Origin of the sequence: Chitinophaga sp. 22308 (assembly GCF_052045305.1) — a bacterium.
Taxonomy (GTDB): Bacteria; Bacteroidota; Bacteroidia; order Chitinophagales; family Chitinophagaceae; genus Chitinophaga; species Chitinophaga varians_A.
Genome location: NZ_JBQEOP010000002.1, coordinates 341,723 through 368,698, shown reverse-complemented (window position 1 = coordinate 368,698; position 26,976 = coordinate 341,723). Strand labels below are relative to the sequence as shown.

21 protein-coding genes are annotated in these 26,976 nt (G+C 51.6%); 15 read left to right on the top strand and 6 right to left on the bottom strand.

Annotated features, from left to right (window positions below; genetic code table 11):
- Positions 1-46: 46 nt before the first annotated feature.
- Together ppsA and ACTJJS_RS08200 are read right to left on the bottom strand one after the other, a co-directional pair.
- On the bottom strand, positions 47-2,440 hold the full coding sequence (gene ppsA, locus ACTJJS_RS08205) for a phosphoenolpyruvate synthase (RefSeq protein ID WP_440663263.1): 2,394 nt from the start codon (positions 2,438-2,440) through the stop codon (positions 47-49).
- A 12-nt stretch (positions 2,441-2,452) separates the two neighbouring features.
- Complete coding sequence (locus tag ACTJJS_RS08200) at positions 2,453-3,295, bottom strand: universal stress protein (RefSeq protein ID WP_440663262.1); 843 nt, start codon at positions 3,293-3,295, stop codon at positions 2,453-2,455.
- A gap of 197 nt (positions 3,296-3,492) precedes the next feature.
- Here ACTJJS_RS08200 and ACTJJS_RS08195 point away from each other — a divergent pair, with 197 nt between their 5' ends.
- The 7 genes from ACTJJS_RS08195 (at position 3,493) to ACTJJS_RS08165 (ending at position 12,619) form a co-directional block, all read left to right on the top strand.
- Positions 3,493-3,984: a hypothetical protein gene (locus ACTJJS_RS08195; RefSeq protein WP_343743969.1), complete on the top strand. Its 492-nt coding sequence runs from the start codon at positions 3,493-3,495 to the stop codon at positions 3,982-3,984.
- Between the two features lie 98 nt (positions 3,985-4,082).
- Entirely contained in the window at positions 4,083-5,165 is a 1,083-nt protein-coding gene (locus ACTJJS_RS08190; protein ID WP_440663261.1) for a linear amide C-N hydrolase, read from the top strand.
- 206 nt (positions 5,166-5,371) lie between these two features.
- Positions 5,372-6,250 (top strand): AraC family transcriptional regulator, encoded by an 879-nt coding sequence (locus tag ACTJJS_RS08185; RefSeq protein ID WP_440663260.1) that lies wholly within the window; start codon positions 5,372-5,374, stop codon positions 6,248-6,250.
- Positions 6,251-6,491: 241 nt separating this feature from the next.
- On the top strand, positions 6,492-7,514 hold the full coding sequence (locus ACTJJS_RS08180; RefSeq protein ID WP_440663259.1) for an efflux RND transporter periplasmic adaptor subunit: 1,023 nt from the start codon (positions 6,492-6,494) through the stop codon (positions 7,512-7,514).
- Positions 7,515-7,548: 34 nt separating this feature from the next.
- Positions 7,549-10,668 (top strand): efflux RND transporter permease subunit, encoded by a 3,120-nt coding sequence (locus ACTJJS_RS08175; RefSeq protein ID WP_440663258.1) that lies wholly within the window; start codon positions 7,549-7,551, stop codon positions 10,666-10,668.
- 48 nt (positions 10,669-10,716) lie between these two features.
- A complete protein-coding gene (locus tag ACTJJS_RS08170; RefSeq protein WP_440663257.1) occupies positions 10,717-12,000 on the top strand; it encodes a TolC family protein in 1,284 nt (427 codons plus the stop codon).
- Positions 12,001-12,019: 19 nt separating this feature from the next.
- Positions 12,020-12,619 carry a TetR/AcrR family transcriptional regulator gene (locus ACTJJS_RS08165; RefSeq protein WP_440663256.1) on the top strand — a complete coding sequence of 200 codons (600 nt, stop codon included), beginning with the start codon at positions 12,020-12,022 and terminating at the stop codon, positions 12,617-12,619.
- Positions 12,620-12,699: 80 nt separating this feature from the next.
- Here the strand turns inward: ACTJJS_RS08165 and ACTJJS_RS08160 are convergent, their stop codons facing one another.
- The 3 genes from ACTJJS_RS08160 to ACTJJS_RS08150 form a co-directional block, all read right to left on the bottom strand.
- Positions 12,700-13,320, bottom strand: coding sequence for a hypothetical protein (locus ACTJJS_RS08160; RefSeq protein WP_440663255.1), 621 nt, complete (start codon positions 13,318-13,320; stop codon positions 12,700-12,702).
- A gap of 31 nt (positions 13,321-13,351) precedes the next feature.
- Positions 13,352-13,603 (bottom strand): hypothetical protein, encoded by a 252-nt coding sequence (locus ACTJJS_RS08155; RefSeq protein ID WP_440663254.1) that lies wholly within the window; start codon positions 13,601-13,603, stop codon positions 13,352-13,354.
- Between the two features lie 94 nt (positions 13,604-13,697).
- Positions 13,698-13,949 carry a hypothetical protein gene (locus tag ACTJJS_RS08150; RefSeq protein ID WP_440663253.1) on the bottom strand — a complete coding sequence of 84 codons (252 nt, stop codon included), beginning with the start codon at positions 13,947-13,949 and terminating at the stop codon, positions 13,698-13,700.
- A 646-nt stretch (positions 13,950-14,595) separates the two neighbouring features.
- Between ACTJJS_RS08150 and ACTJJS_RS08145 the strand changes: the two genes are divergently transcribed.
- The 8 genes from ACTJJS_RS08145 (at position 14,596) to ACTJJS_RS08110 (ending at position 26,203) form a co-directional block, all read left to right on the top strand.
- The gene (locus tag ACTJJS_RS08145; protein ID WP_168872440.1) at positions 14,596-15,846 is read left to right on the top strand and encodes a TolC family protein; all 1,251 of its coding nucleotides are present in this window, start codon (positions 14,596-14,598) and stop codon (positions 15,844-15,846) included.
- 8 nt (positions 15,847-15,854) lie between these two features.
- Entirely contained in the window at positions 15,855-16,910 is a 1,056-nt protein-coding gene (locus tag ACTJJS_RS08140; RefSeq protein WP_343743964.1) for an efflux RND transporter periplasmic adaptor subunit, read from the top strand.
- A 10-nt stretch (positions 16,911-16,920) separates the two neighbouring features.
- Positions 16,921-17,226 carry a DUF190 domain-containing protein gene (locus tag ACTJJS_RS08135; protein WP_168872438.1) on the top strand — a complete coding sequence of 102 codons (306 nt, stop codon included), beginning with the start codon at positions 16,921-16,923 and terminating at the stop codon, positions 17,224-17,226.
- Positions 17,223-20,366, top strand: a complete 3,144-nt coding sequence (locus ACTJJS_RS08130) for an efflux RND transporter permease subunit (protein ID WP_440663252.1) — start codon at positions 17,223-17,225, stop codon at positions 20,364-20,366. The genes ACTJJS_RS08135 and ACTJJS_RS08130 overlap by 4 nt, the downstream gene beginning before the upstream one ends.
- Before the next feature lie 324 nt (positions 20,367-20,690).
- Entirely contained in the window at positions 20,691-21,275 is a 585-nt protein-coding gene (locus tag ACTJJS_RS08125) for a TetR/AcrR family transcriptional regulator (protein ID WP_440663251.1), read from the top strand.
- 69 nt (positions 21,276-21,344) lie between these two features.
- A complete protein-coding gene (locus ACTJJS_RS08120; protein WP_440663250.1) occupies positions 21,345-22,082 on the top strand; it encodes an SDR family oxidoreductase in 738 nt (245 codons plus the stop codon).
- Between the two features lie 29 nt (positions 22,083-22,111).
- Positions 22,112-23,650, top strand: coding sequence for a DHA2 family efflux MFS transporter permease subunit (locus ACTJJS_RS08115; protein ID WP_440663249.1), 1,539 nt, complete (start codon positions 22,112-22,114; stop codon positions 23,648-23,650).
- A gap of 87 nt (positions 23,651-23,737) precedes the next feature.
- A complete protein-coding gene (locus ACTJJS_RS08110) occupies positions 23,738-26,203 on the top strand; it encodes a YfhO family protein (protein WP_440663248.1) in 2,466 nt (821 codons plus the stop codon).
- Between the two features lie 51 nt (positions 26,204-26,254).
- Here the strand turns inward: ACTJJS_RS08110 and ACTJJS_RS08105 are convergent, their stop codons facing one another.
- Positions 26,255-26,860, bottom strand: a complete 606-nt coding sequence (locus ACTJJS_RS08105; protein ID WP_440663247.1) for a hypothetical protein — start codon at positions 26,858-26,860, stop codon at positions 26,255-26,257.
- Between the last annotated feature and the right edge of the window lie 116 nt (positions 26,861-26,976).

Genomic DNA, 26,976 nt, shown 5'->3' with positions numbered 1-26,976 from the left:
AGAGATAAAAATAAAAAATGCCTGGCAATAAAAAAGACCCTAATCTTTAAAAAGCGGAAGACACTGCACCATTCTTTTCTGCCTCCCTGATATTGGTGATCCCGCTGATCAGGGCATCCGGATTAAATGAAATACTGTTAATGCCTTCTTTCACCAGGAATGCGGCAAAGTCAGGAAAATCACTGGGGGCCTGCCCGCAGAGCCCAATCCGTACCCCTGCTTTTCGTGCGGCCTGTATCATCATGGCTATCATTTTTTTGGGAGCAGGGTCTTCTTCACTGAAAAGATCAGCTACCAGGGCCGAATCACGGTCCAGCCCCAATGTCAGTTGTGTCAGGTCGTTGGAGCCAATGGAAAAACCGTCGAACACTTCTGCAAAAGCTTCCGCTTCCAGTACATTGGATGGAATTTCAGCCATCACATATACTTCAAGGCCAGCTGCCCGGGAGAGGCCATAGGCGGCCATTACAGACAACACTTTTTTGCCTTCTGCCACGGTGCGGCAAAATGGTATCATTACTTTTACGTTCGTCAGCCCCATTTCTTCCCGTACTTTTTTTATCGCTGCACATTCCAGTCCAAATCCTTCCCGGTATAACGGGTTATAGTAACGGGAGGCTCCCCGGAAGCCTAACATGGGGTTTTCTTCCAACGGTTCAAAATCCTTACCACCCAATAATTGCGCATACTCATTGGTTTTGAAATCGCTCATGCGCACGATCACATCTTTTGGATAGAAGGCTGCCGCAATAGTGGCAATTCCTTGTGACAACTTATCTATAAAAAACTGTTGTTTGTCTGCATACTGACCGGTTAAAGCTGCTATCATTGATTTTTCCCTTTCATCCTTCAGCTGGTCAAAATGTACGAGCGCCATGGGGTGTATCCGGACAGCGTGTGTGATAATAAATTCCATCCTCAATAGCCCTACCCCGTCGTTAGGATAAAAGGACAGCCGGAAGGCCTGGTCAGGATCACTGATAATGAGTGACGCCTCTGTACTTTCCGGCATGGTAACATCTGATAATGCTATTTCTTTCTTTTCATAGTCCAGCTTACCGGCGTACACGTAACCGGTTTTCCCTTCACAACAGGAAACGGTAATCACTTCTCCATCACGGACGGCAGCAGTAGCGCCAACAGCGCCGACAATAGCCGGTACGCCCAATTCCCTTGCCACGATGGCTGCATGGCTTGTCCGGCCACCGCTGTCAGTGACAATAGCCGCTACCTTCTTTAACACAGGGTCCCAGTCCGGACTTGTATTGCCGGTGATCACAATATCGCCGTCCTGTAGTTTTTCTGCTTCCAGGGGAGAATCGAGCAGCCGCGCGGTACCGGTGGCCACTTTTTCACCGACAGCATCTCCTTTCACCAGTACAGGACCTTTTTCTTTCAGCAGATACTGCTGCTGGCTGGCCATTGTTTTACGGGAATGCACTGTTTCCGGACGTGCCTGCAACAGGAACAATTCTCCACTGGTACCGTCTTTCGCCCATTCAATATCCATTGGGCAATGATAGTGCGTTTCTATCTCCAATGCCCAGGACGCCAGTTTCAGCACTTCTTCATCGTTCAGTACAAAACGCCGGCGATCTTCTTCCTTAGTGGGTTTGTTGATGACCGGTGAGGTGGCGCCCGGCGTATCGTTCATACAGAGCGTCCACGCTTTATCGCCCAGTTTCTTTTGCAGGATGGCATTTTTTCCCGCACGCAGCGTAGGTTTAAAGACATAAAAGTCATCCGGCATGACCTTTCCCTGTACTATATTTTCACCCAGGCCCCAAATACCGGACAACAATACCACATCGCGGAAACCTGATTCCGGTTCGAGTGTAAAACCCACCCCTGAGCAGCCGTTATCTGTTTGCACCATCTCCTGGACACCGGCAGACAGGGCTATTTTTCCATGTTCAAACCCGTTGTCTTCACGGTATTTAATTGCCCTGTCAGTGTACAGGGAGGTAAAACAACGATGCACGGCCAGTAACACTGCCTGTTCGCCGGAGATATTCAGATAAGATTCATGTTGCCCGGCAAAGCTGGCTTCCGGCATATCTTCTGCCGTGGCGCTGCTTCTTACGGCGACGGCCAGGTCTCCTTCTTTTTTCAGCCGGTGATAAGCTGTCACTATCTCCGTTTTCAGTTTATCCGGCAAAACGGCGTTCTGGAGGAGCTTTCGGGCGGCAGCTCCTATTTCGGCCAGATTGGAAAAACTGCTCCGGTCCAGTTGCTGCATCAGCGCAGCCAACGGGTCACGGAGAGCATTGGCGTCCATAAAAGCCCAGAAGGCTGCTGCTGTAGTGGCAAATCCGGCCGGCACCCGGATGCCTTTGTCCGCCAGCGCGGTGGTCATTTCCCCCAGGGAAGCGTTTTTTCCACCCACAATAGCCACATCTGATAAACGGACAGTCGAAAAATCCCTGATGAAGTGGTCCATAGTAAAAAGATTTTATTTGTTATGCGCAATAAACAAAGGCAGGTCCACCGCCGACATCAATACATCTGCCATACTTTCCCGGAACCAACGCGACACAGTTCCCCGTCGGTAGGCGCCCAATACTACCAGGGTGCCCTTAGGCCGGTTCTTCAGATACCGGATAATTTCTGTTTCGGGATCACCGTCCACCACATGATAGGCGGCAGCCGGAAAACGACTGTGAATAAAATCCCGGATCAGTTGTTTGTTCTGCAAATGATTACCTTCTGCATTGACAGACAGCACAGTGACCGTAACAGGAAATTGTAATGTGAGCAGGTAGCTGTACATTTTAATGGCATATACCGAGGACGGTTCACCGTCATACAGCAGCACCACATCAGACCAGTCGGCCATCAGCGGCGATTTGCCGGAGGGTGTTAACAACACGGGACACTGCACATCTGTTAACAGGTCCCGGATAAAACGGGTGGGCGTCTTTGCCGGCTCATGGGTGAATGTCTCTTTCCGGTCAACCACCAACAGGTCTGCATAGATACTGGTTTCCAATGCTTCCGGCAACGATACATTGCGATGGCGGTGTATGCTGTAAGCCACACCTGCTTTCTGACAGGCAGCCTCAAAAGTAACTGCTGCGGCTTTCCTGCTGGCTTCGTCCGCAGCCTCCAGCCGGCTGATGGTGGCCGGGTCCGCACCGGACTTCAGTACCTGGTACATGCCGAAACTGTTATAGGTAAAATCTTCCGGTAACACCCCCGTAACGTGGGCCTGCTGATGTTGCGCTATCATCAGCGCATATTGTTGTACGTTCTCAGAGTACTTCAGGCCATCCAGTATGGCAGCAATTCTGATCATAGTGTAGCATTTATCTAAAGTTCGCCAGAAGTATGTCCCTGACATATGACCATTGTTACCCCTCCGGTTGATTCCTGTCACATTCCGGGAAAGCTGACCACTATCAAACCGGCATATGACTGGTATCATTTCAGGGCCTGGCGGTTCCTGTTAACTTCAGTATGTGAATAATTTTTACTCATCAAATACCTACTGTTATGCATGCCAATATATTTTCTGCTACTTATTTCATCGCCAATGGCACAAGCCTGGTAATCCTGGCATTTGCCATTTTCCGGCCGGTAGTGGCACAACTACTGTTATCGCTGTTGTTTATAGGGGCAGGCGTTTTTAATGGAGCAATGGCCATTATACATCCGGAACTTTTTATGGCTTATGGCGCAATGACACCCTTTGCCACATACGAACAATTTATTTACGGGGCTTTCAGTCATAACGTTACCGCCATAGTGGTGGCAATTTCCCTGTGTCAACTGGCAATGGGGGCTTTCATCAGTTACAAAAAACCACTGTTACAGATAGGTCTGGGGGCCGCTATTATCTTTTTATTGGCCATAACACCCCTGGGGGCTGGTTCCGCGTTCCCGTCCACCCTTATCCTGGTGGCCGCAGCGACTACGGTACTGTATAAACAGCGTTCTCCGGAGGCGCATGACCTTTATGATACCTTACATCATTTCAGGGGATAACATTTTATTTCAAACAATCAGGAATCCGCACTTGTTGTAACCCTTGCCGGTGTTTACCGGACCAATACCTTTGATTTATTCACCCCAATAACATTGCAATGAAAACCGGATTATTTAAAACCCTGTGTTACTCCCTCGGTATTTCGCTGTTGGCCTCCCCTATCACCGTTCCGGCCTGTACAGGTATCCAGCTGAGGGCAAGAGATGGCGCCGTGATCTGCGCCCGCACCCTGGAATTTTACAATGACCTGCAGGCGCAGGTTGTCGTGTATCCAAGGAACTATCCCTTTAACGCCGTTAGTCCCGGTGGCGCCAATAAAGGGCTGTACTGGAAAGCCCGGTACGCCATTGTCGGTATCAATTCCATGGGCAAAGACGCTATCGCGGACGGCATGAACGAAAAAGGCCTGGCCGTGGGTCTGTACTATTTACCCGGATACGCTGGTTATATGAATGTTCCGCCCAAGAAAATCGCCAAATCGCTCAGCTCTACCGACGTATCAGCGTGGCTGCTGTCCAATTTCGCCACGGTAGACCAGGTAAAACACGCTATAGACAGCGGCATTCTGATCAACAAGGGCATCCCCCTGTACGTCAACGGCGGCATTCCCTTCCCGCTGCATTACAGTGTACACGACGCAGAGGGCAAGTCGCTCGTGATAGAATGTGTGAACGGAAAGTTGTATAGTTACAACAACCCACTGGGCGTGCTGACCAATTCACCTACCTTCGACTGGCATATGGCCAACCTGCAGCAGTACCTGAATTCCCGCCCTTCCGATGCGTGCCTGAAAATGGGAGAAGACACCATCCGTTCATTCGGACAAGGTAATGGACTGGTAGGCATCCCCGGCGATTTTACGCCTTCTTCCCGCTTTGTGCGCGCCGTGGCCTATACCCAGAGCATGGACCCGTCGCCTTCCGCAGACGAGGCCGTAACGCAGGCTTTCCAGATCCTCAACGCCTTTGATATCCCCAAGGGGGTCATCAAAGACCACGCACACCCCGGCAACAACGTATATACGCTGTGGACCTGCGCCAATGACCTGAAAAACAAACGGCTCTATTTCCATACCGTCAACAACAGAACCCTTCATATGATTGACCTCATGAGATATATCAACACCGATAAGGTGCTCTTCTTCCCGATGGACGATCCCATGGAAGTAGTCCAAAACTGACCCCGGTTTTTATCGTTTATATACTCCCGTGATCTTATTTTCAGTAGATTGCGGGGGTATTTTTTTCATAGGTGCAACCGACTTTCTGACCAGATTTACCGACTAATCAACCTTTGATAACCGCACAGATAGATTGACCTTTGCCCTGTCCGAAAAACAGCACTGCGAACAGCTATATGACACAACGGAAAGAACACGGAGGAATAATGAAACAGGCGGAATTTATTCGCAGCGCCGGACTGGAGGACCCGTTGGGTATAGGGCTCTTTGTTTCTGTCGATATAAACATGATTGAATATGATCATATTAAATCCAATTTCCGGTCAGACTTCACCAGCATCCTCCTCATACAACAAGGCAGGATGCAGGGCAACCTGGACAGAAAAGTATACCATCTTGAAGCCAACGATCTGCTGCTGATCCCACCACATACCATGAAAAAATCAGTGGCGGTAGACAAATCCTGTATCATCTCCGGCCTGAATTTCACCCTGGACTTTATGGTGGAAATAGGGTTGCCCGCCAATAAAATGGAGCTGTACGATTATTTTACGTCGAAATATTCCCCGCATTGGAAACTCTCTCCGGCAGACGCGCAGCTGATGCTCTCCCATTTCTGGCAACTGGCGGCCCGCATGGAGGATATGAAGGAAAAACAACCTTTTGCCAGAGAGAAACTGCAACATACCTTTCTGTTGTTCCTCTATGAAATGGCAGCCCTCAGCACAAGGTATACGGAGTTAATAAACCCGGCGGTCTCCCGGAAAGAAAGCCTGGTGATCCGCTTCACCAACCTGGTGCAGGCACATTTCAAGAATCAGCGCAATGTGCAGCAATACGCAGAGCAGCTGTTCGTCACCGCCAAGTACCTGACCGAAACCGTAAAAGAATTTACCGGTAAAAGCGCCGGCGAAATCATTGATGACTATGTAGTACTGGAAGCAAAACTGCTGCTCGACAATCCCAAACTTAGCATTGCCGAGATCACCGAAATCCTGCACTTCAGCGACCAGTCTTTTTTCGGCAAATATTTCAAACGCCATACCGGCTACTCTCCCAAGGCTTTCCGGACATTAGGGCGATAAAATGTTCCCCCTGAAAATTCTTGTTACTAACAGTGTAACAGTTGTAGGTTTTAATTACAGGCCGAAGCACTCCTGCTCCGGCCCTATTTTCGTATAGTCATTATAGTTATAACTAAAAACAAACCGACATTCTGACCAGATTTCCCGATGTATCAACCTTTTCCCGCCGCTGTACCGCAGCTAATTTTGTTGCGCGAAAGATAATTTGTATTCAATCATACTATAAAACAAGATTATGCCGATGACGTACAGACCCGTTTCCTTTTTGATCATCACCACCCTGCTGGCCGCCTGCGGCAGCAAGGAAGTGCAGCAGGAGCAACAGGCGCCGGTAAAAGTGACCGCAACAAAAGTCAGCCTCAATGATATGCCGCAAACCTTCACCTACTCCGGCACCATAGAACCTGACAACACCGCCGATATTGGCTTTGCCGTACCGGGCGTGGTGAACGGCATTCTTGTGGAAGAAGGACAGCAGGTCCGGCAGGGACAATTACTGGCCACCCTTGACGCTACAGAATACAGCAATGCGCTCGCCATCGCCAACGCAGGACTGGACCAGGCGGAAGATATGTACCGCCGCCTGAATGACCTGTATCAGAAAGGCAGTCTGCCCGCGAAAGACTATATCGACATAAAGACCAAACTGGCACAGGCCAAAGCCAATAAAGAAATCAGCGTCAAACATATCGCGGACAGCAGATTGTACGCACCTATCTCCGGCATCGTCAGCGCCCGTAAAATAGAAAGGGGCAGCGCCGCAGCTCCCGGCGTACCGGCGTTCACCATTGTAAAAACGGACATGGTGTATGCCCGGGCCTCCGTTCCGGAAAGTGAAGTAGGCGCCATCCCCCGCGGTGGCAGTGCATTAGTGTACATCCCCACGCTACAGGACAGCGCAGCAGGAAAAATCACCATCATCAACCCACAGGCCGATGCCACTTCACGCACCTATAACATCAAAATAAAATTATCCAATAACAACGGACGCCTGCTTCCCGGCATGCTTACAGAAATCCGCCTCAACACCGGCAGAAGCGCCAACAACCTGACAGTGCCTGCTACGGCCGTGGTACGCGATGCGGACGACCTTACCTACGTCTTCATCACCAACGCACAACATCAGGCTGTACGCAAAAGAGTGACCGTAGGCGCCCTCACCGGCAAAAATGAAGTGGTGATCTCCTCCGGCCTGCAAGGCGGTGAACAGGTGATCACCTCCGGGCTCACCAACATCAAAGACGGCACCGCCGTGAGCCTCTAACAGCCATTATTCAGCATGACCAACAAACGGAAGCATGAAAAAAAATAAAATCAGTTTCATAGAAGCGGCCATGCAGTTCAAACAGGTCACCATTGTAGTAGTGGTGCTGTTACTGCTGCTGGGGCTTTATTCCCTCCTGAACATGCCCAGGGCGGAAAACCCGAAGATAGATATGCCAACAGCCATGGTGTATGCTTTCTACCCCGGCGCCGATGAAGTACAAATGGAAAAACAGGTGACCAATAAAATTGAACAATACCTGTTTTCCTTTGAAGAAGTGAACAAAGAGAAGACCAAGTCACAAACCAAAGACGGACAGGTTTTCATTACCGTAGAACTGCATACCAGCGTAAAAGACCGCAAGAAGTTCTGGAGCACCCTGCAGCACGGCCTCAACAGCGCTGCGCCGCAGATACTGCCACAGGGCGTTATAGGCCCCATTGTGAACAGCAACTTCGGCGACGTGACCGCACAGATCATCACCGTATCATCACCCCAACGCAGCTACGCAGAAATAGAAAAATACCTGGATAAAATAGAAGACGGGCTCAAGACCATTCCGGAAGTGTCCAAAATAAACCGGTCCGGTGGCCAAAAGCAACAGCTCTATGTTACAATCGACGATCAAAAAATGCAGCAGTATGGTTTTGACCTGTCTACTATTATCCGGACATTGCAGATGCAGAATATTACCGGTTACTCCGGCGAGATGACCATTTCTTCCAATACCTTTCCGGTATTCACCAACAGCCGCTATAAAACAGCCGACGACCTGGGCAACCAGATCATCTACACCACGCCACAAGGCACCGTGGTGCGCCTGCGCGATGTGGCCCGCATAGAACGGCGTTATGAAGAGCTGTCTTCGTTTATCCGTATCGGTGATGACAAGGTAATGATGCTCGCCATCGAGATGCAACCAGGCAACAACATTGTACAATTCGGCCACCTGGTGGAAGACAGGTTGAAGTCGCTGGGACAGGAGCTGCCCCCTGATGTAAAAATCAAAACCATCGTCAACCAGCCGGAGGTGGTAGATGAAAGTATCCGGCACTTCATGAAAGAGTTCGGGATGGCAATCGCCTCTGTGATCATCGTGGTGATGTTGCTGCTGCCTTTCCGTGTGGCGGCCGTGTCTTCCCTGGCAGCGCCCATCTCCATCTTGATCACCTTTGGCCTGATCAACATCATGGGAATAGAGCTGCACCAGGTAACGCTGGCCGCGCTGATCATTGTGCTGGGCATGGTAGTGGACAATGCCATTGTGGTGGTGGACAATTACATCGAAAAACTTGATGAAGGCATTACGCCGTGGACGGCCGCCTGGCAGGCAGCCAAACAGTTGTCACTGCCTATTTTCACCGCCACGCTGGCCATTATCTTCGCCTTTGCGCCGCTGGCCCTCTTTATGAACGGTATATCCAAAGACTTCATTGCCGCCCTGCCGGTGACCGTGGCCGTAGCGCTGATCACCTCCATGGCGGTGGCTTTGCTGCTCACACCTTATACCTGCTACGTGTTCATCAAAAAAGGACTGAAACATAAAGTCAGCACCACTAAAAAAGGTAAAAGCCTGCTTGACAGGTTACAGCATGCCTTCAACATCGCCGCGGAAGCAGCCTTCAGTTATCCGAAAACAACCGTCGGCGTGGCCGTGGCAGCTGTTGTGCTGGCGATCGTGCTGGCAGGCAAAGTAAAGCAGGAGTTTTTCCCGCTGAGCGAAAGCAAACAATTCAATGCCGAAATATGGATGGCCAATGGCACATCCCTGGAAGAAACAGAGCGGGTAGTGAAACTGGTGGAAAAAGAACTGCAGAAAGACAAGCGGGTGACCGGCATCGCCAGCTTCGTGGGCTCCAGTTCACCCCGCTTTAATGTGACCTATGCCCCCGAAATGCCGCGGCGCAACTTTGCACAGGTATTTATCACCACCACCGGCAGTGACGCCACCAACGAACTGGTGAAGGAATACCTTCCCCGGTTTGAGAATTTTGTTCCCAATGGATACGTGCGCCTGCGCCAGCTGAGCATGCAGGAAGGTTCACCGCTGGCTGTCCGCGTTATCGGCGAAAACATGAGCGACCAGAAAAAGGTGGCAGAGCAGATCAAAGAGATACTGCAACATACCGCCGGCACCAACTGGGTACGGACAGATTATGAAGACGACTACCTGGGCGTAAGCCTTAACATTAAGGAAGATGCAGCAGCGCGATTGGGCGTGCCCAATCAGCTGATCACCCAAACGATGGGCGCCGGCCTGAAAGGTTTTGCTGTATCCCAGCTATGGGAAGGCGACAAACCGGTAGATATCTTCCTTCGTATGGAAGCCGGCAACCGTAAGGACTTCAACGATCTGGGCAACCTGCACCTGAACAGTCTCTATGGCGCCAAAGTGCCGTTGAAAGAAGTGGCCGACCTCACACCTTCCTGGCATACCGGCGTGATCGCGCACCGTAACGGCCTGCGTACCCTCACCGTACTGTCTGAAGCACAGAAAGGCATCATGGCCTCCGAGATCCTGAAAAAGGCCCGGCCGCAAATTGAAAAACTGCAGCTGCCGGCAGGCATCCGTATTCAATATGGCGGCGACGCTGAATCATCCGCCGAAAATGCGCCGGGCATGGGCAAAGCACTGGGCACCAGCCTGATACTGATCCTGATCACATTATTGTTCCAGTTCAAAACCTTTGGTAAAACACTGATCATCCTGGCCACCTTCCCGCTTAGCCTGCTGGGCGCCTTCCTGGGCCTGTACCTCACCGGCAACCCGATGGGCATGACCGCCTTCATGGGCATCATCAGCCTGATAGGCATTGTGGTGCGCAATGGTATCATCCTCGTTGACTATGCCGATGAGCTGATCCGCGACCACGGCTATACGATAAAAGCCGCCGCGCTCAGCGCCGCCAAGCGCCGTATGCGCCCCATCTTCCTGACATCGGCAGCCGCCGCCATCGGCGTGGTGCCCATGATCATCGGCAAATCACCGCTGTGGGCGCCATTGGGCAGCGTACTGGCCTCCGGCCTGATCGTGTCCATGATACTGACGCTGTTTGTTGTGCCCGTGCTGTATTACCTGTTTGTGCGCCCGGCACCAGAACCGGCTACAGCACCGGACCATGATACGGAGATCATGTACAAACCCGCTCATTAATTTATCCGCAGGCGGCCATAGCGCCGCCTGCCTGTAAAAAAGACAATCATGAATTTCAGAGTTATATGCACGCTGGCAGCAGCCATGGCTGTTCAACAGGCTTTCTCGCAGGCGCCTGTGCTCACCGTCGCCGACTGCCAGCAGATGGCGATCACACAAAATAAAAAGATCAAAGCCGCACAATACCAGATAGATGCCGCCAATGCCGCCGTGCAGTCGGCCAACGCCTCTGCTTATCCGTCGATCGACGGTTCAGTGATGGGCGTATATCTCGGCAAACCGATCGGCGGAGCGCTCAACGGCATGATACCGGAATACTTCGGCAGTGCCTCCGTATCTGTCACCCAGCCCGTTTACGCCGGTGGCAAAATACAGCTGGGCAAAGCTGCCGCTGCCAAAGGCGTGAGCATACAACAGGAACAAAAAGCACTCTCAGAGGCGGATGTGGTGTTCAATGTCAACAAAGCCTACTGGCAGGTAGTGCAGGTGAAAGAAAAAATCATCCTCGCCCAAAAGTACCAGGAGATGTTACAAGGCCTGCAGCGTGAGTTGAAAAACGCTTATGACGCAGGGCTTATTTATAAGAATGATCTGTTACGGGTGGAAGTGAACCTGAACGAAGCTTCGCTGCAGCTCAACCAGGCGCATGACGGACTGGTGATGGCAAAGCTGGCATTGGCCCAGGTGACAGGCATGGCCGGGCAGACAGATTTTAATGTAGCCGATTCCGTTAGTGGCGACTTTCCCGAACAGGCGGCGCCGGACCTCACCGCCGCTGCGGAGAACAGGCCCGAGATACGGCTGTTGAACCGCGTGCTGGAAGCAGAGCAGCTACAACGCAAAATGCTGAAAGCTGATTTCCTGCCCACCTTCGGCGTAACAGCCGCGGGAATGGGCGCGGCCGGTAAAGGAGTGAATATCAGCAACGGCAAAGACCTGATGGCTTCATGGTATGGACTGGCCAGCATCAGCGTACCTATTTTCGACTGGGGCAAAAAAGCCGGGAAAGTAAAAGAGCAAACGTTGAAGATCGCTGCCCGCCAGCAGGAACTGGACAATACCAAAGAGCTGCTGGGCCTGGAAGTACAGCAGGCCTATCTGACCCTGAACCAGTCCGTGAAAAAGATCCATACATCACGCCTTTCCCTGGAGCAGGCCGCAGAAAACCTCAAACTGGCCAATGACCGACTGAAAGCAGGCACTATTACCGGTAAAGACGTGCTGGAAGCACAAACGATATGGCAACAGGCGTACAGCAGCACCATTGACAGTAAAGTAGAATACAGGATACAGGAAGCAGCATACAGGAAAGCAACCGGCACTTTGCATTAACCTACATAAAACATGTTGTATGAAAGAAGAATGGCATCAGCTGCTGGACAGCGGCACCACCCTTTTTGCCCGGAAAGGCATCCGGGCCACCAGCACCGATGAAATTGCCCGGCAATGCGGGCTGCACAAACGATGCTTCTATGAACATTTCAACAGCAAAGAAAGCCTGGTAGCCCGTATCATCGGCAGGTGGCTGGAAAAAACCGACCGGTACCTGTCATTCAACCGGCACATCTCTTCCAATGCGATTATCGAGATGAGTAACTTTTTCCGTATAGCCGAAAGAGTGATACTGACGGTACAGCCGGTCTTTTTCCGGGACCTGCGGGATATGTACCCTGGCATCTGGGCCGGCGTGAGGCAGTTCCGTGAAAACCAACTGGCCACTTTCCTCAGGCTGAATATCCGCAGAGGACTGGAGGAAGATATCTATCGGCACAATCTGGACCAGACGCTACTGGAAAAATTGTATTTCACGCCGCTGGAACTGGTCATTAACGACAGGATTCCGCCGGAATGCCCTGTCTACCGCGCCTGTAGGGAGCTGAATATCATTTATCTCCATGGACTGGTGAACCTGAAGGGAATGAAACTCATCTATGAAAAACAGGTAAATTAAACCCCGGGGCATTGGTAGCCACCGGTGCAACGAATAAACAAAAAAACCGCTGTAGCATCCTGCCACAGCGGTTTTCAGTATCACCACTGCTCCTCCTCCCGCGGAATAAAATATCCTTTAATACAGTTGGGGTTTCGGATACAAATCTGGATGTGTGTTTTGTCGTAGAAGCCGGCGTCTTCGTAGATGGGAGTGCCTTCGATGAAAACGCCTCTGACGGAGTCGTAAGGTTTTACTTCTTTTTGTCGCATCCTTTCATGTAAGGACTCAATAACCTGGCAGTCCAGTTCGCGGATTACTTTATCCATGAGATTATCAGCGCCATATTTATTTCTATTACGGGGTAACACGCCGCCATATTTAATGGAGTGTTCCAACATCGTAAAGGAATAGCCAACAGCTTTAATCCCCTTTGTATCCGTTAAGTCTAGACAATAGTCCAAACTGATAACTGCTCCCAATACCGAAGGGCGTGTAATCTTCCTTCCATCCGGCGGATGGGTGACAAAATCAAGCGCACGCTCATAATTATTTTGCCAGAAGTAAATTCCGTGTCCCAGCCATTCGTACCTTCCTGTACTGGGACGAAGCTTTTTTCTTTCAGTAATAACATCATCCCTTAAGGAACGTTCGCAACCGTGAAAGCCGATGATTAGTCCGGGCACGGCGGCATACATCGAATCGGAGATTATTCGGGTCATTTTTCAAACAATGGTTTTAGGGTTCAAACAATTATCTACGTTGCCTTAGCCGCTTTAGTTGTGCAGCATCTTTCTGTTTACGCCTCTCGCTCTTTTTACGCCATGGACTTCGTCTTTTAGGCCCCACTAACAAATGGTAGACTCCTGCATCCTTTAAATACTGCAATGCCTCATCCTTAGTAAAAGTGGCAATACGTTTCCTTTCCTCTTCAAACATTTCCAGCACCTGCTCGAAATGCTCTCCCGGACTTCCTACGTACCGGTATTTAGGTCTTTCTATCATAACAAGTATTTTAAAAATGGTTAAATAAAAAGTTTGCAATAAACGAGAACAACATTGTACACATCTGTTGAAGTTCTATGGGAAAACCGCCAAGTTACCCATGGAGCCTTCGTCTTTTCAATTTAGCGGCATCATTCGCCTTTCGACGCATACTCTTTGTGCGCCAGGGCGTTCTTCTTTTGGGGCGCACCAATAGATGATACACTCCTGCATCTATCAGATATTGTTTTTTTTCTTCCTTGGTAAGCGTGGCAATGCGTTTCCTTTCCTCCTCCAGCATTTCATCAATCTGCTCGAGGTGTTCAGCAACGCTTCCAACATACCGGTATACTGGTCTTTCTATCATAACAGTGTTTTTAAATAGTTAATAAAAAAGTTTACAAGAAATACATATCCATTCCCCATTATACATGGCGTGAGAGATGGGGCTAAAAAAAATACTTAAACGGAATAAGGATGTTGCCTTTGGCTGCTTTTTCACTTTTCGTCACATGGGCCTGCCTGCAGATGGCACAATATGGCACTTCTTCCCGGTAAAAATGGCGGTCTGCCACCGGTTTGCAGAAAGTGTACAGCCTGGCTTCCCGGATAACAATATGTCTCTCTTTCCATCGTAACGCTTTAAATTATGAATAATAAATATTTACAAAAAGTAAAAACAAATACTAATCAAAGCTTTAAACATGCAGCGAAACGATAAAATATCAATATAATTACTTACAAATATGGTTACCATACAAATATACAGGATTAACTATTACACCCAAAAAATTTGCACATTTTCCTATATCCGTTCCCGTTTTCACTAAATTGTTTAAGCTAATTTTAATGTTCACCTGTCTGTTACATCCTTCGATATTCCCTATCTTGCCCCCCGATTTAGCGACAGGCCATGTGAACAAACCCCTTACCGGCAAGGTAATATTACCGGTGATTTGAACAAAAACCGCAACACAACAGTAATTATCTATAGCAAACAGCACAAATCAGGAATGCGTTACGCCATTTTACTTATCTTCTCGTGTACGGTAGGCCTGCCTCTGATATCGGAGGCCCAGACTACCCTTACCTTACCAGGTGCCTTACATGCCGCCAGAAACAACAACCCTTTCCTTAAACCGGCCAGCCTGAACACGGCCATCGCCCAAAGCGATGTGGTCACGGCACGCCTCAGGCCCAACCCGGTACTGAACAACCAGACGCTGCATATGACCAACTCCAGTCAGTGGGCGCCGGACACTAAGTTCCTGGACGGAAAGAACAACCAGTACTGGTGGCAGCTCACCAAACAGTTCCAGCTGGCAGGCCAGCGGAAATACAAACAACAATACGCCGCCGGCAACGTGTCCGTCACTGAAAAAGCCTATGCAGACACGGAAAGGGGCGTACTCACGGAAACGGGCAACAAATGGCTGGATGTCTGGTACAATAAGGTCAACCTGGAACTGATCCTCGAAGCGAAAGAAAACGTCGACAGCCTCGTCAAAACCCAGGAAATCCGGCTCAAAAACCAGGTCATCAGCTCCAGCGAACTGGCACGTACCCAACTGCTGCTGGAACAATACCAGATCCAGTACAAAAATGCAGCGCAGAGCTATCGCAATGAACTGCAAAACCTGAAACTGCTCACCGGTCAAACCGACAGCGTCACCATCGATGACCAGGACCCGGTCATGTCCCTGGAAATGACACAGCAGCTGGACAGCCTGCTCGCCCTTTCCCTGGCCAAACGCCCGGACGTGCAACAGGCACAGGCCATGATCACCGCCGCGAAAAGTAATATCTCGCTTCAAAAGTCGCTGGCAATACCCTCTCCTGAACTGGGCTTTATCTGGAACCCCCAGAACAGGGTCCCTTACTTCGGTTTGTACGCTACGATTGAACTGCCTTTCTTCAGCCGCAACCAGGGCGAGATCAGAAAATCTAAAATAGTATTGCAACAATCACAACAGTCACTGTCTGCCCTGCAGCAACAGGTAAACACTGAAGTGCAGTCCACCTGGCATACCTACCAGGTAAACAGGGAAACAGTGGACAAATACAAAAATATCCTGCCTAAAGCGGAAAACATCCTGCAATCAGTAAGGTATGCCTATACAAAAGGCGGTACCACCATCATAGATTTTCTGGACGCGCAACGGACCTGGTTTGATACCCAGAAGATGTATTACGACGCACTGTACAACTACCGTAAAAGCTACCTGCAATTGTTACAGGTAACCGGATTGATTAATCAACTATAATTTAACAGATGACAAAGACCGCCTTTGGCTTATCAATAGCAAGCATCGCATGGCTGGCTATGTCTTGCGGACAGCACCATGAAAACAAGCCCGCCCCTGCCACCAAAACCGTAGTGGAAGACAGTGGACGCACCATTAAACTGCCTCCCGACAGCCTTACCCTGCACTTCTTCAAAACACAGGAAGCCACCCAGAGCGACCTGAACGCAGAACTGATGGCCCCGGCACATGTGGCCGCCACGGTAGTACGTTCCAACGGCAACGCTTCACAAAACATCGTACTGTTCGACAATCCGGACATCACCGCCAGCTACACCGAAATGTTGCAACACATCATCAACATCCGGGAAAAAGGCAATATCATCCGGCAGAAAAAAGCCATCGCTGCCCAGAAACAAATAGAACTGGACCGCTTTAAAGACCTCGCCGAACATGGCGCAGGCACCGGCAAAGACGTGTCTGATGCCAAAACGGAGCTCATTTCTGCACAAACAGACATGGCCATCGCGGAAACAGACCTCGCCAATGAAAAAACTTCTATTATCGAGCATGAATCCAAACTGAAACTCGCCGGCTTCGATCCGCAAACACTCGTCACCGCCAAAACCGATAAGACCTGGCTCATCTGCGAAATGCCGGAAAACCAGATCACCAAAGTGAAGGAAGGCAGCAGCTGCAAACTGCAGTTCAATTCCTACCCCGGTGAAACCTTTACCGGCGTGATCGAAAACGTGGGCGAAGTGGTAGACAATATCACCCGCATGGTGAAACTGAGGATCACCGTGGCCGATATCCAACATAAACTCCGTGCCGGTATGTATGCCACCGTTAAATTCGGTGTCAGCGAAGGCAATACCCTCTCCGTGCCGCGCGCCGCCGTGGTGACAGTACAGGGCAAAAACTACGTCTTCGTGAGAACAGACGAACGCACCTTCGTTCGCCGCGAAGTACTCACCGCCGCCCAGGTAGGCGACCGCATGGTGGTGCTCACCGGCGTGCAGCCAGGCGATAAAGTGGTGACAGACGGCTCCATGCAGTTAAAAGGTATTTCATTCGGCTACTAAAAATACAGCTATGCTACAGGCACAAATCTTTATTGACAAAGATGATATGTACGGTACCCGCCCCCTGTACGAATACATTATGCAACTCCTGATGAACAACAATGTGAAAGGAGCCACCGTATACCGCGGTGTCATGGGCTTTGGCATCAACCAGCGCATGAAACGCCCGGATGAAATCTTTTCTTTTGACGAACCTCCCATGATGATCACCCTCATAGATGAAGACGACAAAGTGCGGGAAGTGCTGACACTGCTGAGGAGCACCTATAAGGGAGGCTTTATTATTACCCATCACGTAGATCAATTTGAAGCATGATCCGTAACATTCTGATATTCTCTTTACGTAACCGTTGGGCGGTCATCATTGGCGCTGTGGTCTTATCGGTGATCGGCTACTGGTGTTTTACCCAGCTGAAAATTGAGGCCTACCCCGATATCGCTGACACCAACGTTATCATCGTAGCGCCTTTCGACGGCCGTGCCGCGGAAGAAGTGGAGCAACAGGTAACAATTCCTATCGAACGGGCGCTGAACAACGTGCCCCGCGTACTCGACCGCAGAAGCCGCACTATCTTCGGCCTCTCTGTAGTACAGCTGACTTTCCAGGACGGCACTGACGACTATTTCGCCCGTCAGCAGGTCATAGAAAGACTCTCTTCCATTTCCCTGCCGGAAGGCGTTACACCGGAACTGGCACCACTCACCACCGCCGTAGGCGAAATTTACCGCTACGTGGTGGAAGCACCGCCCAGCTTCACGCCCATGCAGCTGAGAGACCTGCAGGACTGGGTAATACGCCCGGCCATCCTGCAAGTGCCCGGTATTGCCGATGTGACCAACTTCGGCGGACCGCTCAAACAGTTTCATATCCTCACCTCCCCGGAAAAACTGCGTAAGTACAACCTTACGCTGCAGTCCGTGATCGACGCGGTACAGAAAAACAACCTTAATACCGGCGGTAACGTCATCGAACGCGGCGGACAAGGTTTCGCTGTGAGAGGCCTCGGTGCGGTGAAGTCTGAAAAAGACCTGCGTAACATTGTACTGACCGCCGTCAACGGCGTACCGGTATACGTAAAAGATGTGGCCACCGTGGAAACCGCTCCCCCGCCACCTTCCGGCGTATTAGGCTACGCAGTGCCCGATGAAAACATTGACAAGGTTGGTTCCCCTGAAGGCATCATCCTGCTGCGCCGTGGCGAAAACCCCAGCATAGCACTGAAAGCACTGAAGGAAAAACTGGCCCTGCTGTCGGAAACAGAACTGCCGGAAGGCGTAAAGCTCCGCGTACTGTACGACCGCAGCTTCCTGATCGACCACTCCCTGGAAACCGTGGCGCATACGCTGTTTATGGGCGTCAGCATCGTGGTGATCATACTGGTGTTTTTCCTGGGCAGCGTCCGTTCAGCGCTGGTGGTGACCGCCACTATCCCGTTCTCCCTGCTGTTTGCGTTTATCCTCATGCGGCTGACCGGCATTCCGGCCAACCTGCTGTCGCTCGGCGCTATCGACTTCGGTATCATAGTGGACGGCGCCTGCGTAATGGCGGAACACCTGATACGCCGCTACCGCAACGCTACACCACAGGAGAAACAGGGCGGCATTATCGGTATCACGCTTTCTGCCGCGCAGGAAGTAGGCCGTGAAATATTCTTCTCCGTGACCATTATCATCCTCGCCTATACGCCGATTCTGATGATGACCCGCGTGGAAGGCAAACTGTTCTCTCCCATGGCCCTCACACTGGCATTTGCCGTGATAGGTGCCATGATCTGCGCGCTCACGCTCATCCCGGTGCTTATTTCCTATGCCTACAAAAAAGCACTGTCTTCTGATAAGCCCATGAAGGCGCACCGCAACAGGATACTGGATTTCCTGGAACACCTGTACCAGCGTTCGCTCAATTTCTTCCTGCGCTTCCACCGGCAAACGGTGATCATCGCTACGGTGGTCATTGTGCTGATGATAGGCCTTGCAGGCAAACTGGGCACGGAATTCCTCCCAGAGCTGGACGAAGGCTCCATCTTCATGCGTTCGTTTATGCCTGCCGGCGTTACCATCCAGGAAAACGCCAAGATCGCGCCCATCATCCGGAAAGTGATCGCTTCCTATCCGCCGGTGAAGTACGTGATCACACAAACCGGGCGTAACGACGATGGTACCGACCCCTTCCCTGCCAACCGTACCGAGATACTGGTAGGCCTGAAAGACTATAAACTGTGGAGCGATACCATCACCAAAAAAGAACTCGTAAAACGTATACAGGCCGACCTGGAAAAAAATATTCCGGGCACGTCTTTCAACTCCGGTCAGCCTATCATTGACCAGGTAATGGAAATCGTGACCGGTAGCGCCGCTGACCTGGCCATTTCCGTGGTGGGCGACGACCTGGCCCTGATGCGGCCCAAAGCCGACAGCATCGCGGCAATCGTGAAAGCCACACAAGGCTCCGCCTCCGTGAACATCGAACAGGAAGGCACCCAGGCGCAGCTGGCCATTAACATCAACCGTGAAAATGCAGCCCGCTTCGGCATCAATGTCAGCGACATCCAGTCGATGATTGAAGCCGCTATCGGCGGTAAACCGATCGGTACATTATATGACGGCACCAAACGGTACGATATCGTGATCCGTTACCTGCCACAGGACAGGAATACGGTAGAAGCCATCCGCAACCTGCAGATACCTGCCGCCACCGGCGCGCTGATACCGATGGACCAGCTGGCCGACGTTCAGTTTATCGACGGGCAGACCAACATCTACCGCATCGATGGCAAACGCATGGTGACCGTACGTACCAACGTGAGGGGCCGCGACCAGGGCTCTTTTGTAGCTGAACTGCAGGAAAAGATCGGAAAGAGCGTACATGTGTCCAAAGGCTATGACATTATCTATGGCGGCCAGTACGAGAACCTGGAACGTGCCGGCAAACAGCTGTCGCTCACCATTCCGCTGACGATCGTGATCGTGTTCGTGTTCCTCTTTATGCTGTTTAAAAGCATGAAACATACGTTCGTGACCATGAGTTGCATACTGGTGGCTTTGGCCGGCGGCATTGTGGCGCTGTTCATCCGTGGCTACCACTTCAACGTGTCTGCCGGCGTAGGTTTCGTGTCTATCTTCGGTATCTCTGTGATGGCCGGCGTATTGCTCGTGTCAGCACTTAACCGGGAGATGTACAAGTCGCCCCTGACGCTGCGCGCTTCTGTGCAGCGGGTAGCAGTAGACCAGTTCAAGGCCATTATGATGATGCTGATGGTAGCCATCATCGGCCTGGTGCCTGCCGCTATCAGCACGGGTATCGGCTCCGATGTGCAAAGACCGCTGGCGACGGTGATCATCGGCGGACTGACCTTCACCCTGCTGTTTACACCAGTGGTGATCCCGCCGCTGTACTATTGGGCCGAGAAGAAAAAACACCCGCAGCCACCTCCCCCGGAGGAACCTGCTGAATAAGCTGACTTAGCTGATTATATTGAAAAAAAACCGGGCTGGCCTTTAGGGTCGGCCCGGTTCTTTTATGGCGGCGTATCCCAGGGCTGAAGCCCTGGGTCACAATAAGTTGATGCCCTGGATATTCAAAGTTGAGGCCTTGGATATTCAAAGTAAAGCCTTGGATTACGTTAAGGTTGAAGCTACGGCCAATTCAAAGTTGGAGCTTGGGGTCAATTCAATGTTGGAGCTTTGGCTTACACCGTTTCAGCTCGGATCAGAAAAAAGATTTTTCATTTTATACCAAATGGTATAATTTTGTTTCGTCTAACAGGAAGAATAAGTAATATGAACAAAGCAGCCAGAACGAAACAGTTTATCGTGGAGAAGACCGCTCCTGTGTTCAATGAGAAAGGGTATGCCGGCACCTCGCTGACGGACATGACGAATGCAACCGGGCTGACGAAAGGCAGCATATACGGTAACTTCGCTAACAAAGACGAAGTGGCGCTGGCGGCATTTGAATACAATATCCGCCAGGTGACCAACATTGTGCGGGAGGAAAAAGCGAAGCAGGACACCTATCGCGGTAGGCTGCTGGCCTATGTGCATGTATATACCAACTTCCTGAAGCATCCGTTCCCAGTGGGTGGTTGCCCTATCCTGAACACCGCTACGGAAGCAGACGATACACACCCTGCCCTGAAACAGTGCGCCGCCGAGGCCGTGAGCAAATGGAAGGACAGTATCGCGCACGATATCACGCTGGGCATCCGCCAGGGAGAATTCAGTCCGCAGACCAATCCGGAACAGGCGGCCCTGACCATCATCGCCATGATAGAAGGATGTATCATGATCGCCAAACTGACCGGCAAAATGCATTACCGCAATGCCATTATGCAATCGCTCGAAACATTCGTCCATCAACTCTGACTATTTGATTATTTTTTGTTTGGATATTTTTTTATCTTAAAATATACCGATTGGTATAATAATTATAACATGAAAACAGCAGGTAACACGGTATTAATTACCGGCGGCAGTGCCGGCATCGGACTGGCGATCGCACAGGCATTATCAGCAGCGGGCAACACGGTCATCATCACCGGAAGGGATGAGGCACGGTTGCAGCAGGCCGCAGCAGGCACGCCAGGTCTCATTCCCATGGTATGCGACGTCACCAAGGACACGCAGGTAAAAGCGCTGGTAAAAACATTGCAGCAGGAATACCCGCGGCTGAATATGCTCATCAACAATGCGGGTAAAGCATATGCTTATGCGTTGACCGACAGCGCCCGGGCCATCGATAAAGCCGCAGATGAAATGCTCACCAACTATCTCGCTATTTTGCAACTGACGGAATATTTGCTGCCATGGCTGCAACAACAGCCGGAAGCAGCGATCGTGAATGTGAGTTCCGTCACGGCGCTGGTGCCTTTCACCGCGGTGCCCACCTACGCGGCCAGCAAAGCGGCGCTCCACTCCTACACACAATCACTGCGGGTATCGGTGGCGCCTATACGTGTATTTGAACTGATGCCGCCCATGGTGAACACCGACTTCTCCCGCGAAATCGGCGGCGAGAAGGGTATTGCGCCCGGGGAAGTGGCCGCCGGCTTCATGGAGGCCCTCAAAAATGACGAGTATGAAATCCATATCGGTCAAACCCGGCAGGTATGGCAACTGCTGCAGTCCACTTCACCGGCACAGGCCCTGCAAACGGTAAACGCCCGTTCCTGATTTTTTTGCCATAAAATATACCAATCGGTATGAAAAGTAAACTACTGGTGGTCGCGGTCATTGCCGCGGCCATCATGGAACTGATAGACACTTCCATCGTCAACGTGGCCTTGTCGCACATGAGCGGCAACCTCGGCGCCACCCTGGAAGACACTTCCTGGGTGATCACCGCCTACGCCATCGCCAACGTGATCATTATCCCTATTACCAGTTTCCTCGCGGCCCGGCTGGGCCAGCGCAACTACTACATCGGTTCCATCCTGGCTTTTACGTTTTTCTCCTTTATGTGCGGACAAGCCACCAGCATCTGGACGCTGGTGATTTTCCGCTTCCTGCAAGGCATCGGTGGCGGCGCCCTGCTGTCGGTATCACAGGTGATCGTATTCCGCCAGTTTCCGAAAGAAAAACAGAACGTGGCCAGCGCCATCTTTGGGATAGGCGTATTCGTTGGCCCCACCATCGGTCCTACCCTCGGTGGCTACATCACAGAGTTTTATAGCTGGCCTTGGATATTCTATATCAATGTACCGATTGGTATACTCGTTGCCTTCGTCTGTTACCTGCTCCTGGACGAACCACCGCAGCAAACACAGTCCGCCCGTATCGACTGGACCGGCATTATCCTCCTGGCCGTTGGCGTGAGCGCACTGCAGACGGTACTGGAACGCGGTGAAACAGACGACTGGTTTGAAGCAGCGTACATCGTGTGGCTGAGCGCCATCGCACTATTCGGCATCGCCGTTTTCATCTGGTGGGAATTACGTGTAGCCCACCCCGTAGTAAACCTGCGCGTGTTAAAAAGCAGGAACCTCAGCGTAGGCGCCATCCTCACCTTTATATCGGGCACGGGTATGTTTGCCTCCGTATTTCTGACGCCGGTATTTGCACAGCGGCTGCTTTATTTCACGCCGTTGCAAACAGGGATGTTGCTACTGCCCGGTGCTTTCCTCGCCATTGGCGGACTGGTGATCAGCGCCCGCCTGTTACAGCGCGGCCTGTCGCCGTTGTATCTTATCCTCGCCGGCATGAGCATGTTCATCCTCTTCAGCTGGCAAATGTCACAGTTGAACCAGAACGCCACCTCCACCGCCATCAGCGGCTCGCTGATATGGCGCGCGCTGGGCATGGCGCTGATGACTGTGCCCCTCACCACGCTGGCGGTTTCCTCACTGGCACCTGCCGACATACCGCAGGGAGCGGCACTCAACAACATGATGCGGCAACTGGGCGGCTCCTTCGGCATTGCCCTGATCAACACGTACCTGGCCAAACGCAATGCACAGCACCGTTACGACCTGGTGAGCCACCTCGATCCGTCCAACCCCGCCGTATACAACCGCCTGCACGGCTATACGCAGTTTTTCCAAAGCAAGGGCGCCTCCGCGTCACATGCGCGGCAACAGGCCGTGCAGCTGCTCGATCATAGCATCACGCGGCAGGGAATGCTGCTCAGTTTCAGTGATGCGTTCCTGGTGATGGGACTGGTATTCCTGGTTTCACTACCGCTGCTGCTGGTGGCATCTAACCGGAAGAAGAACAGCCGTCCGGTAGTGGCGATGGACCACTAACGTTATCCTGTACGGATTTTCGCCGGTCATACAAATTCATTATTTTGACGCCCGTCCGGCATTAACGCCGGTACGAAAACATCAACAATGAATAACAACCGGATGAAAACCCTCTGGCTGCATGTAGCCGCCATAGCGCTTTTTGCGGGCCTTGCCCTGCTCTTTTGCAGTCCCGTGCTGGAGGGAAAAGCCCTGTTCCAGTCAGACATGATGCACCACCAGGGCATGCAAAAAGAAGCGCTGGACTTTTACAACAAGACCGGAGAAATACCGATGTGGACCAACAGCATGTTCGGCGGCATGCCTACCTACGTGATCTTCACCGGTCCGCCGGTGACCGCCATCTGGTATCTCAACAAGCTGTTCACGCTCTGGCTGCCCAACCCGGCAGACATGCTGTTTGTCAATATGCTGGGCATGTACCTGCTGCTGTGCGTGCTCGATTTCCGTTACTGGATAAGAATCCTCGGCGCCATTGCCTATGGCTTTGCCACGTTCAGCGTCATCAGCATGGAAACGGGGCATATCACCAAAGTGATGGCCATGGCCTATATGGCGCCTGTTTTAGCAGGCATCATTCTCACCTATCGCGGGAAGTGGATGGCCGGCGCGTGTTTAACAGCCACCGCCACCAGCCTGCTGATTTATAACAACCACCTGCAGATCACATATTACACATTGATCATGGTAGTGGGGCTGGTGATCAGTACGTTTGTTTTTGCCCTTCGGGCGAAACAATTGCCCGCATTTTTTAAGGCTTCGGCGCTGTTGGCAGTGGCAGCCATATTGGCGATACTGCCCAATATGGACAACCTGTTGATATTAAAGGAATACACGCATTATACCATCCGCGGCAGCGAATCTGAACTGAGCGGCAAAGCCAAAGGACAGTCCGGTTTAGATGTGGAGTACGCCTTCCAGTGGAGTTATGGCCCAGGTGAAACGTTTACCCTGCTCGTACCCGGCGTGGTAGGCAATTCCACCGCGGAAAAGCTGTCTGTCCATTCCAACACCTACAAAGCCCTGACAACGCTGGGCGTACCCGCCGTGCAGGCAGAACAGCTGGCCAACAGCCGCCGGTGGCCGTTGTACTGGGCAGGGCAACCCATGACGGCCGGACCGGTATACCTCGGCGTCATCATCTGTTTGCTGACGGTGTTATCGCTGATGATCATCCGTAGTCCGCATAAATGGTGGTGGGTAGCTGTAGCAGTCTTCGCCATCCTGATCAGCTGGGGCCATAACTTCGCAGCTTTCAATAACTTCCTGTTCTATCATCTCCCGTTATATAACAAATTCAGAGCGCCTACCATGGCGCTGGTGATTGTGCAGGTAAGCTTTGTAGTGCTGGCCTGCTGGGCATTGCAGGAGCTGACGGACAACAAGCTGCCCAAAGCGCAGCTGATACAGGCCTTGCAAAAATCGGCCGTCATTACCGGCGGACTTGTTATCGGCGTGGCTGTTTTCGGGCCGTTCATCTATTCTTTCAGTGGTCCTAATGATGCCACCATTCTGCAACAGTACACACAGATGCTGGGCAGTAAAGAGGCGGCCAGCACGTTGATGGCGGCGCTCAGGAAAGACCGCAGCAGCCTGCTTCTCCGCGATGGCATCCGTGCGCTGGCCCTCATCGCGATAGCGTACGGAGTGCTGTGGGCCTATCTCAAAGACAAGCTGAAAGCCGCGCCTGCGCTGATAGTGCTCACTGCCGTTGTGTTGTTTGATTTGTTCCAGGTAGATAAAAATTATCTGAACGAAGAGAGTTTTATGAATCCTGACCGGCTGGCGACCTATATTTCACCGACTGCTGCCGATGAAAAAATCCTTCAGGACAAAACCCCTTATTTCCGGGTGCTGAACGCCACTACCAATCCGTTCCTCGATGCCAATACCTCATACATGCATAAGTCCATTGGCGGGCAAAGTCCGGCTAAATTGTGGATTTACCAGGATTTGATTGAACATCAGATTGCCAAAAACAACCGGGCGGTGCTCAATATGCTGAACACCCGTTACATCATAGCCTCCGACCCGTCAACCGGTCAGCCGGTAGCGCAGTTCAACCCGCAGGCGTTGGGCAATGCCTGGTTTGTGAGCGGTATCCACTGGGCCGCCAATGCAGACGCAGAGATGAGCGCCATGGACCATTTTAATCCGGCGGATACAGCGGTGATTGACCGCCGTTTCCAGGCGCAGGTAGGCAATCTGGCGCCTGGAAAGGACAGCAGCGCCGGTATTGTACTGACGAAATACAGTCTGAACGATCTACATTTCAGCAGTCACAATGCCCATGACGGGCTGGCCGTTTTCTCCGACATCTATTATCCCGCTGGCTGGAAGGCTTATATTGATCAGCAGGAAACGGATATTATCCGGGTCAACTATGCCCTGCGCGGGTTGAAGGTGCCTGCAGGCAAACATGACATTACGTTTGAATTCCGTCCGAAAACGTTTATCACCGGCCGCAGGATTGCCGCTATTTCTTCGTGGGTGTTGCTGGCCATGGTGGCCGGAGGACTGCTGTGGGAAAGCTGGCGCCGTCTCCGCCGGTAAAAGGTATGGCCGGGGAGGTGTTCCCCGGCCTGTTGTAGTCAGATTACTACGTCAGGACTTGTTGGAAGCATTGTTTTCGGCCAGCTGTTGCCGCGCCTGTTCCAGTTCAGCGATGGTTTTCTCCAGTGCCGCCGTACGTTCCGCCAGCAGGGCTTCCAGCCGGGTGGCCCGGATTTGCAGCAATGCCCGCTCCTGCTTTTCCACTTTCAGCTTTTCCGCCGCCAGTTTACGGGCAGCGGCCAGGTAATACACCACCGGATATACAAAGATCCCCACTAATACGCCCCGGTAACTCAACCTGAAAAGTGCCCTTCCCAGTGGTTGCTGGCGGATAGGCGCCAGGGGGAAATCTTCAAATGGCGAGAGATAATAAAAAGCCACAGAGACCATGGCAGCGATGCATAGCGTGCCGGCCAGTTTCAGCCAGCGGGGCACGTAGTGGGTTTGTACCGCATAAGCGGCCACCAGCCAGACAAGGAAACACCATCCGAAAATAATGGTTTGGGAACCTGTCAGATTCACGGGGTCATGCCACTGTCCTTCCCGCAGGCGGGCGCCCAATACGGAATTGGCCAGCAGGAATGTAATAAACAGTCCGGGTACCCAAAACCATGCTGTAGCACGGGTTGGCGTGCTGTCGTATTCGGTGGTTTGCATTATCGGCAGGTGTTTGACAAAGGCAAAGATAAACCCTGCCCGTCTAAAAAAGTAGCAGTGGTAGACACCACCGCCGTTTAAATGGATTATGTATTTGTTGAGATGGCGAGGCAGAT

Bases quoted from the DNA above. Each gene is read 5' to 3' on its own strand.
- ppsA (WP_440663263.1), bottom strand. From the start codon at position 2,440: ATGGACCACTTCATCAGGGATTTTTCGACTGTCCGTTTATCAGATGTG.
- ACTJJS_RS08200 (WP_440663262.1), bottom strand. From the start codon at position 3,295: ATGATCAGAATTGCTGCCATACTGGATGGCCTGAAGTACTCTGAGAAC.
- ACTJJS_RS08195 (WP_343743969.1), top strand. From the start codon at position 3,493: ATGCATGCCAATATATTTTCTGCTACTTATTTCATCGCCAATGGCACA.
- ACTJJS_RS08190 (WP_440663261.1), top strand. From the start codon at position 4,083: ATGAAAACCGGATTATTTAAAACCCTGTGTTACTCCCTCGGTATTTCG.
- ACTJJS_RS08185 (WP_440663260.1), top strand. From the start codon at position 5,372: ATGAAACAGGCGGAATTTATTCGCAGCGCCGGACTGGAGGACCCGTTG.
- ACTJJS_RS08180 (WP_440663259.1), top strand. From the start codon at position 6,492: ATGACGTACAGACCCGTTTCCTTTTTGATCATCACCACCCTGCTGGCC.
- ACTJJS_RS08175 (WP_440663258.1), top strand. From the start codon at position 7,549: ATGAAAAAAAATAAAATCAGTTTCATAGAAGCGGCCATGCAGTTCAAA.
- ACTJJS_RS08170 (WP_440663257.1), top strand. From the start codon at position 10,717: ATGAATTTCAGAGTTATATGCACGCTGGCAGCAGCCATGGCTGTTCAA.
- ACTJJS_RS08165 (WP_440663256.1), top strand. From the start codon at position 12,020: ATGAAAGAAGAATGGCATCAGCTGCTGGACAGCGGCACCACCCTTTTT.
- ACTJJS_RS08160 (WP_440663255.1), bottom strand. From the start codon at position 13,320: ATGACCCGAATAATCTCCGATTCGATGTATGCCGCCGTGCCCGGACTA.
- ACTJJS_RS08155 (WP_440663254.1), bottom strand. From the start codon at position 13,603: ATGATAGAAAGACCTAAATACCGGTACGTAGGAAGTCCGGGAGAGCAT.
- ACTJJS_RS08150 (WP_440663253.1), bottom strand. From the start codon at position 13,949: ATGATAGAAAGACCAGTATACCGGTATGTTGGAAGCGTTGCTGAACAC.
- ACTJJS_RS08145 (WP_168872440.1), top strand. From the start codon at position 14,596: ATGCGTTACGCCATTTTACTTATCTTCTCGTGTACGGTAGGCCTGCCT.
- ACTJJS_RS08140 (WP_343743964.1), top strand. From the start codon at position 15,855: ATGACAAAGACCGCCTTTGGCTTATCAATAGCAAGCATCGCATGGCTG.
- ACTJJS_RS08135 (WP_168872438.1), top strand. From the start codon at position 16,921: ATGCTACAGGCACAAATCTTTATTGACAAAGATGATATGTACGGTACC.
- ACTJJS_RS08130 (WP_440663252.1), top strand. From the start codon at position 17,223: ATGATCCGTAACATTCTGATATTCTCTTTACGTAACCGTTGGGCGGTC.
- ACTJJS_RS08125 (WP_440663251.1), top strand. From the start codon at position 20,691: ATGAACAAAGCAGCCAGAACGAAACAGTTTATCGTGGAGAAGACCGCT.
- ACTJJS_RS08120 (WP_440663250.1), top strand. From the start codon at position 21,345: ATGAAAACAGCAGGTAACACGGTATTAATTACCGGCGGCAGTGCCGGC.
- ACTJJS_RS08115 (WP_440663249.1), top strand. From the start codon at position 22,112: ATGAAAAGTAAACTACTGGTGGTCGCGGTCATTGCCGCGGCCATCATG.
- ACTJJS_RS08110 (WP_440663248.1), top strand. From the start codon at position 23,738: ATGAATAACAACCGGATGAAAACCCTCTGGCTGCATGTAGCCGCCATA.
- ACTJJS_RS08105 (WP_440663247.1), bottom strand. From the start codon at position 26,860: ATGCAAACCACCGAATACGACAGCACGCCAACCCGTGCTACAGCATGG.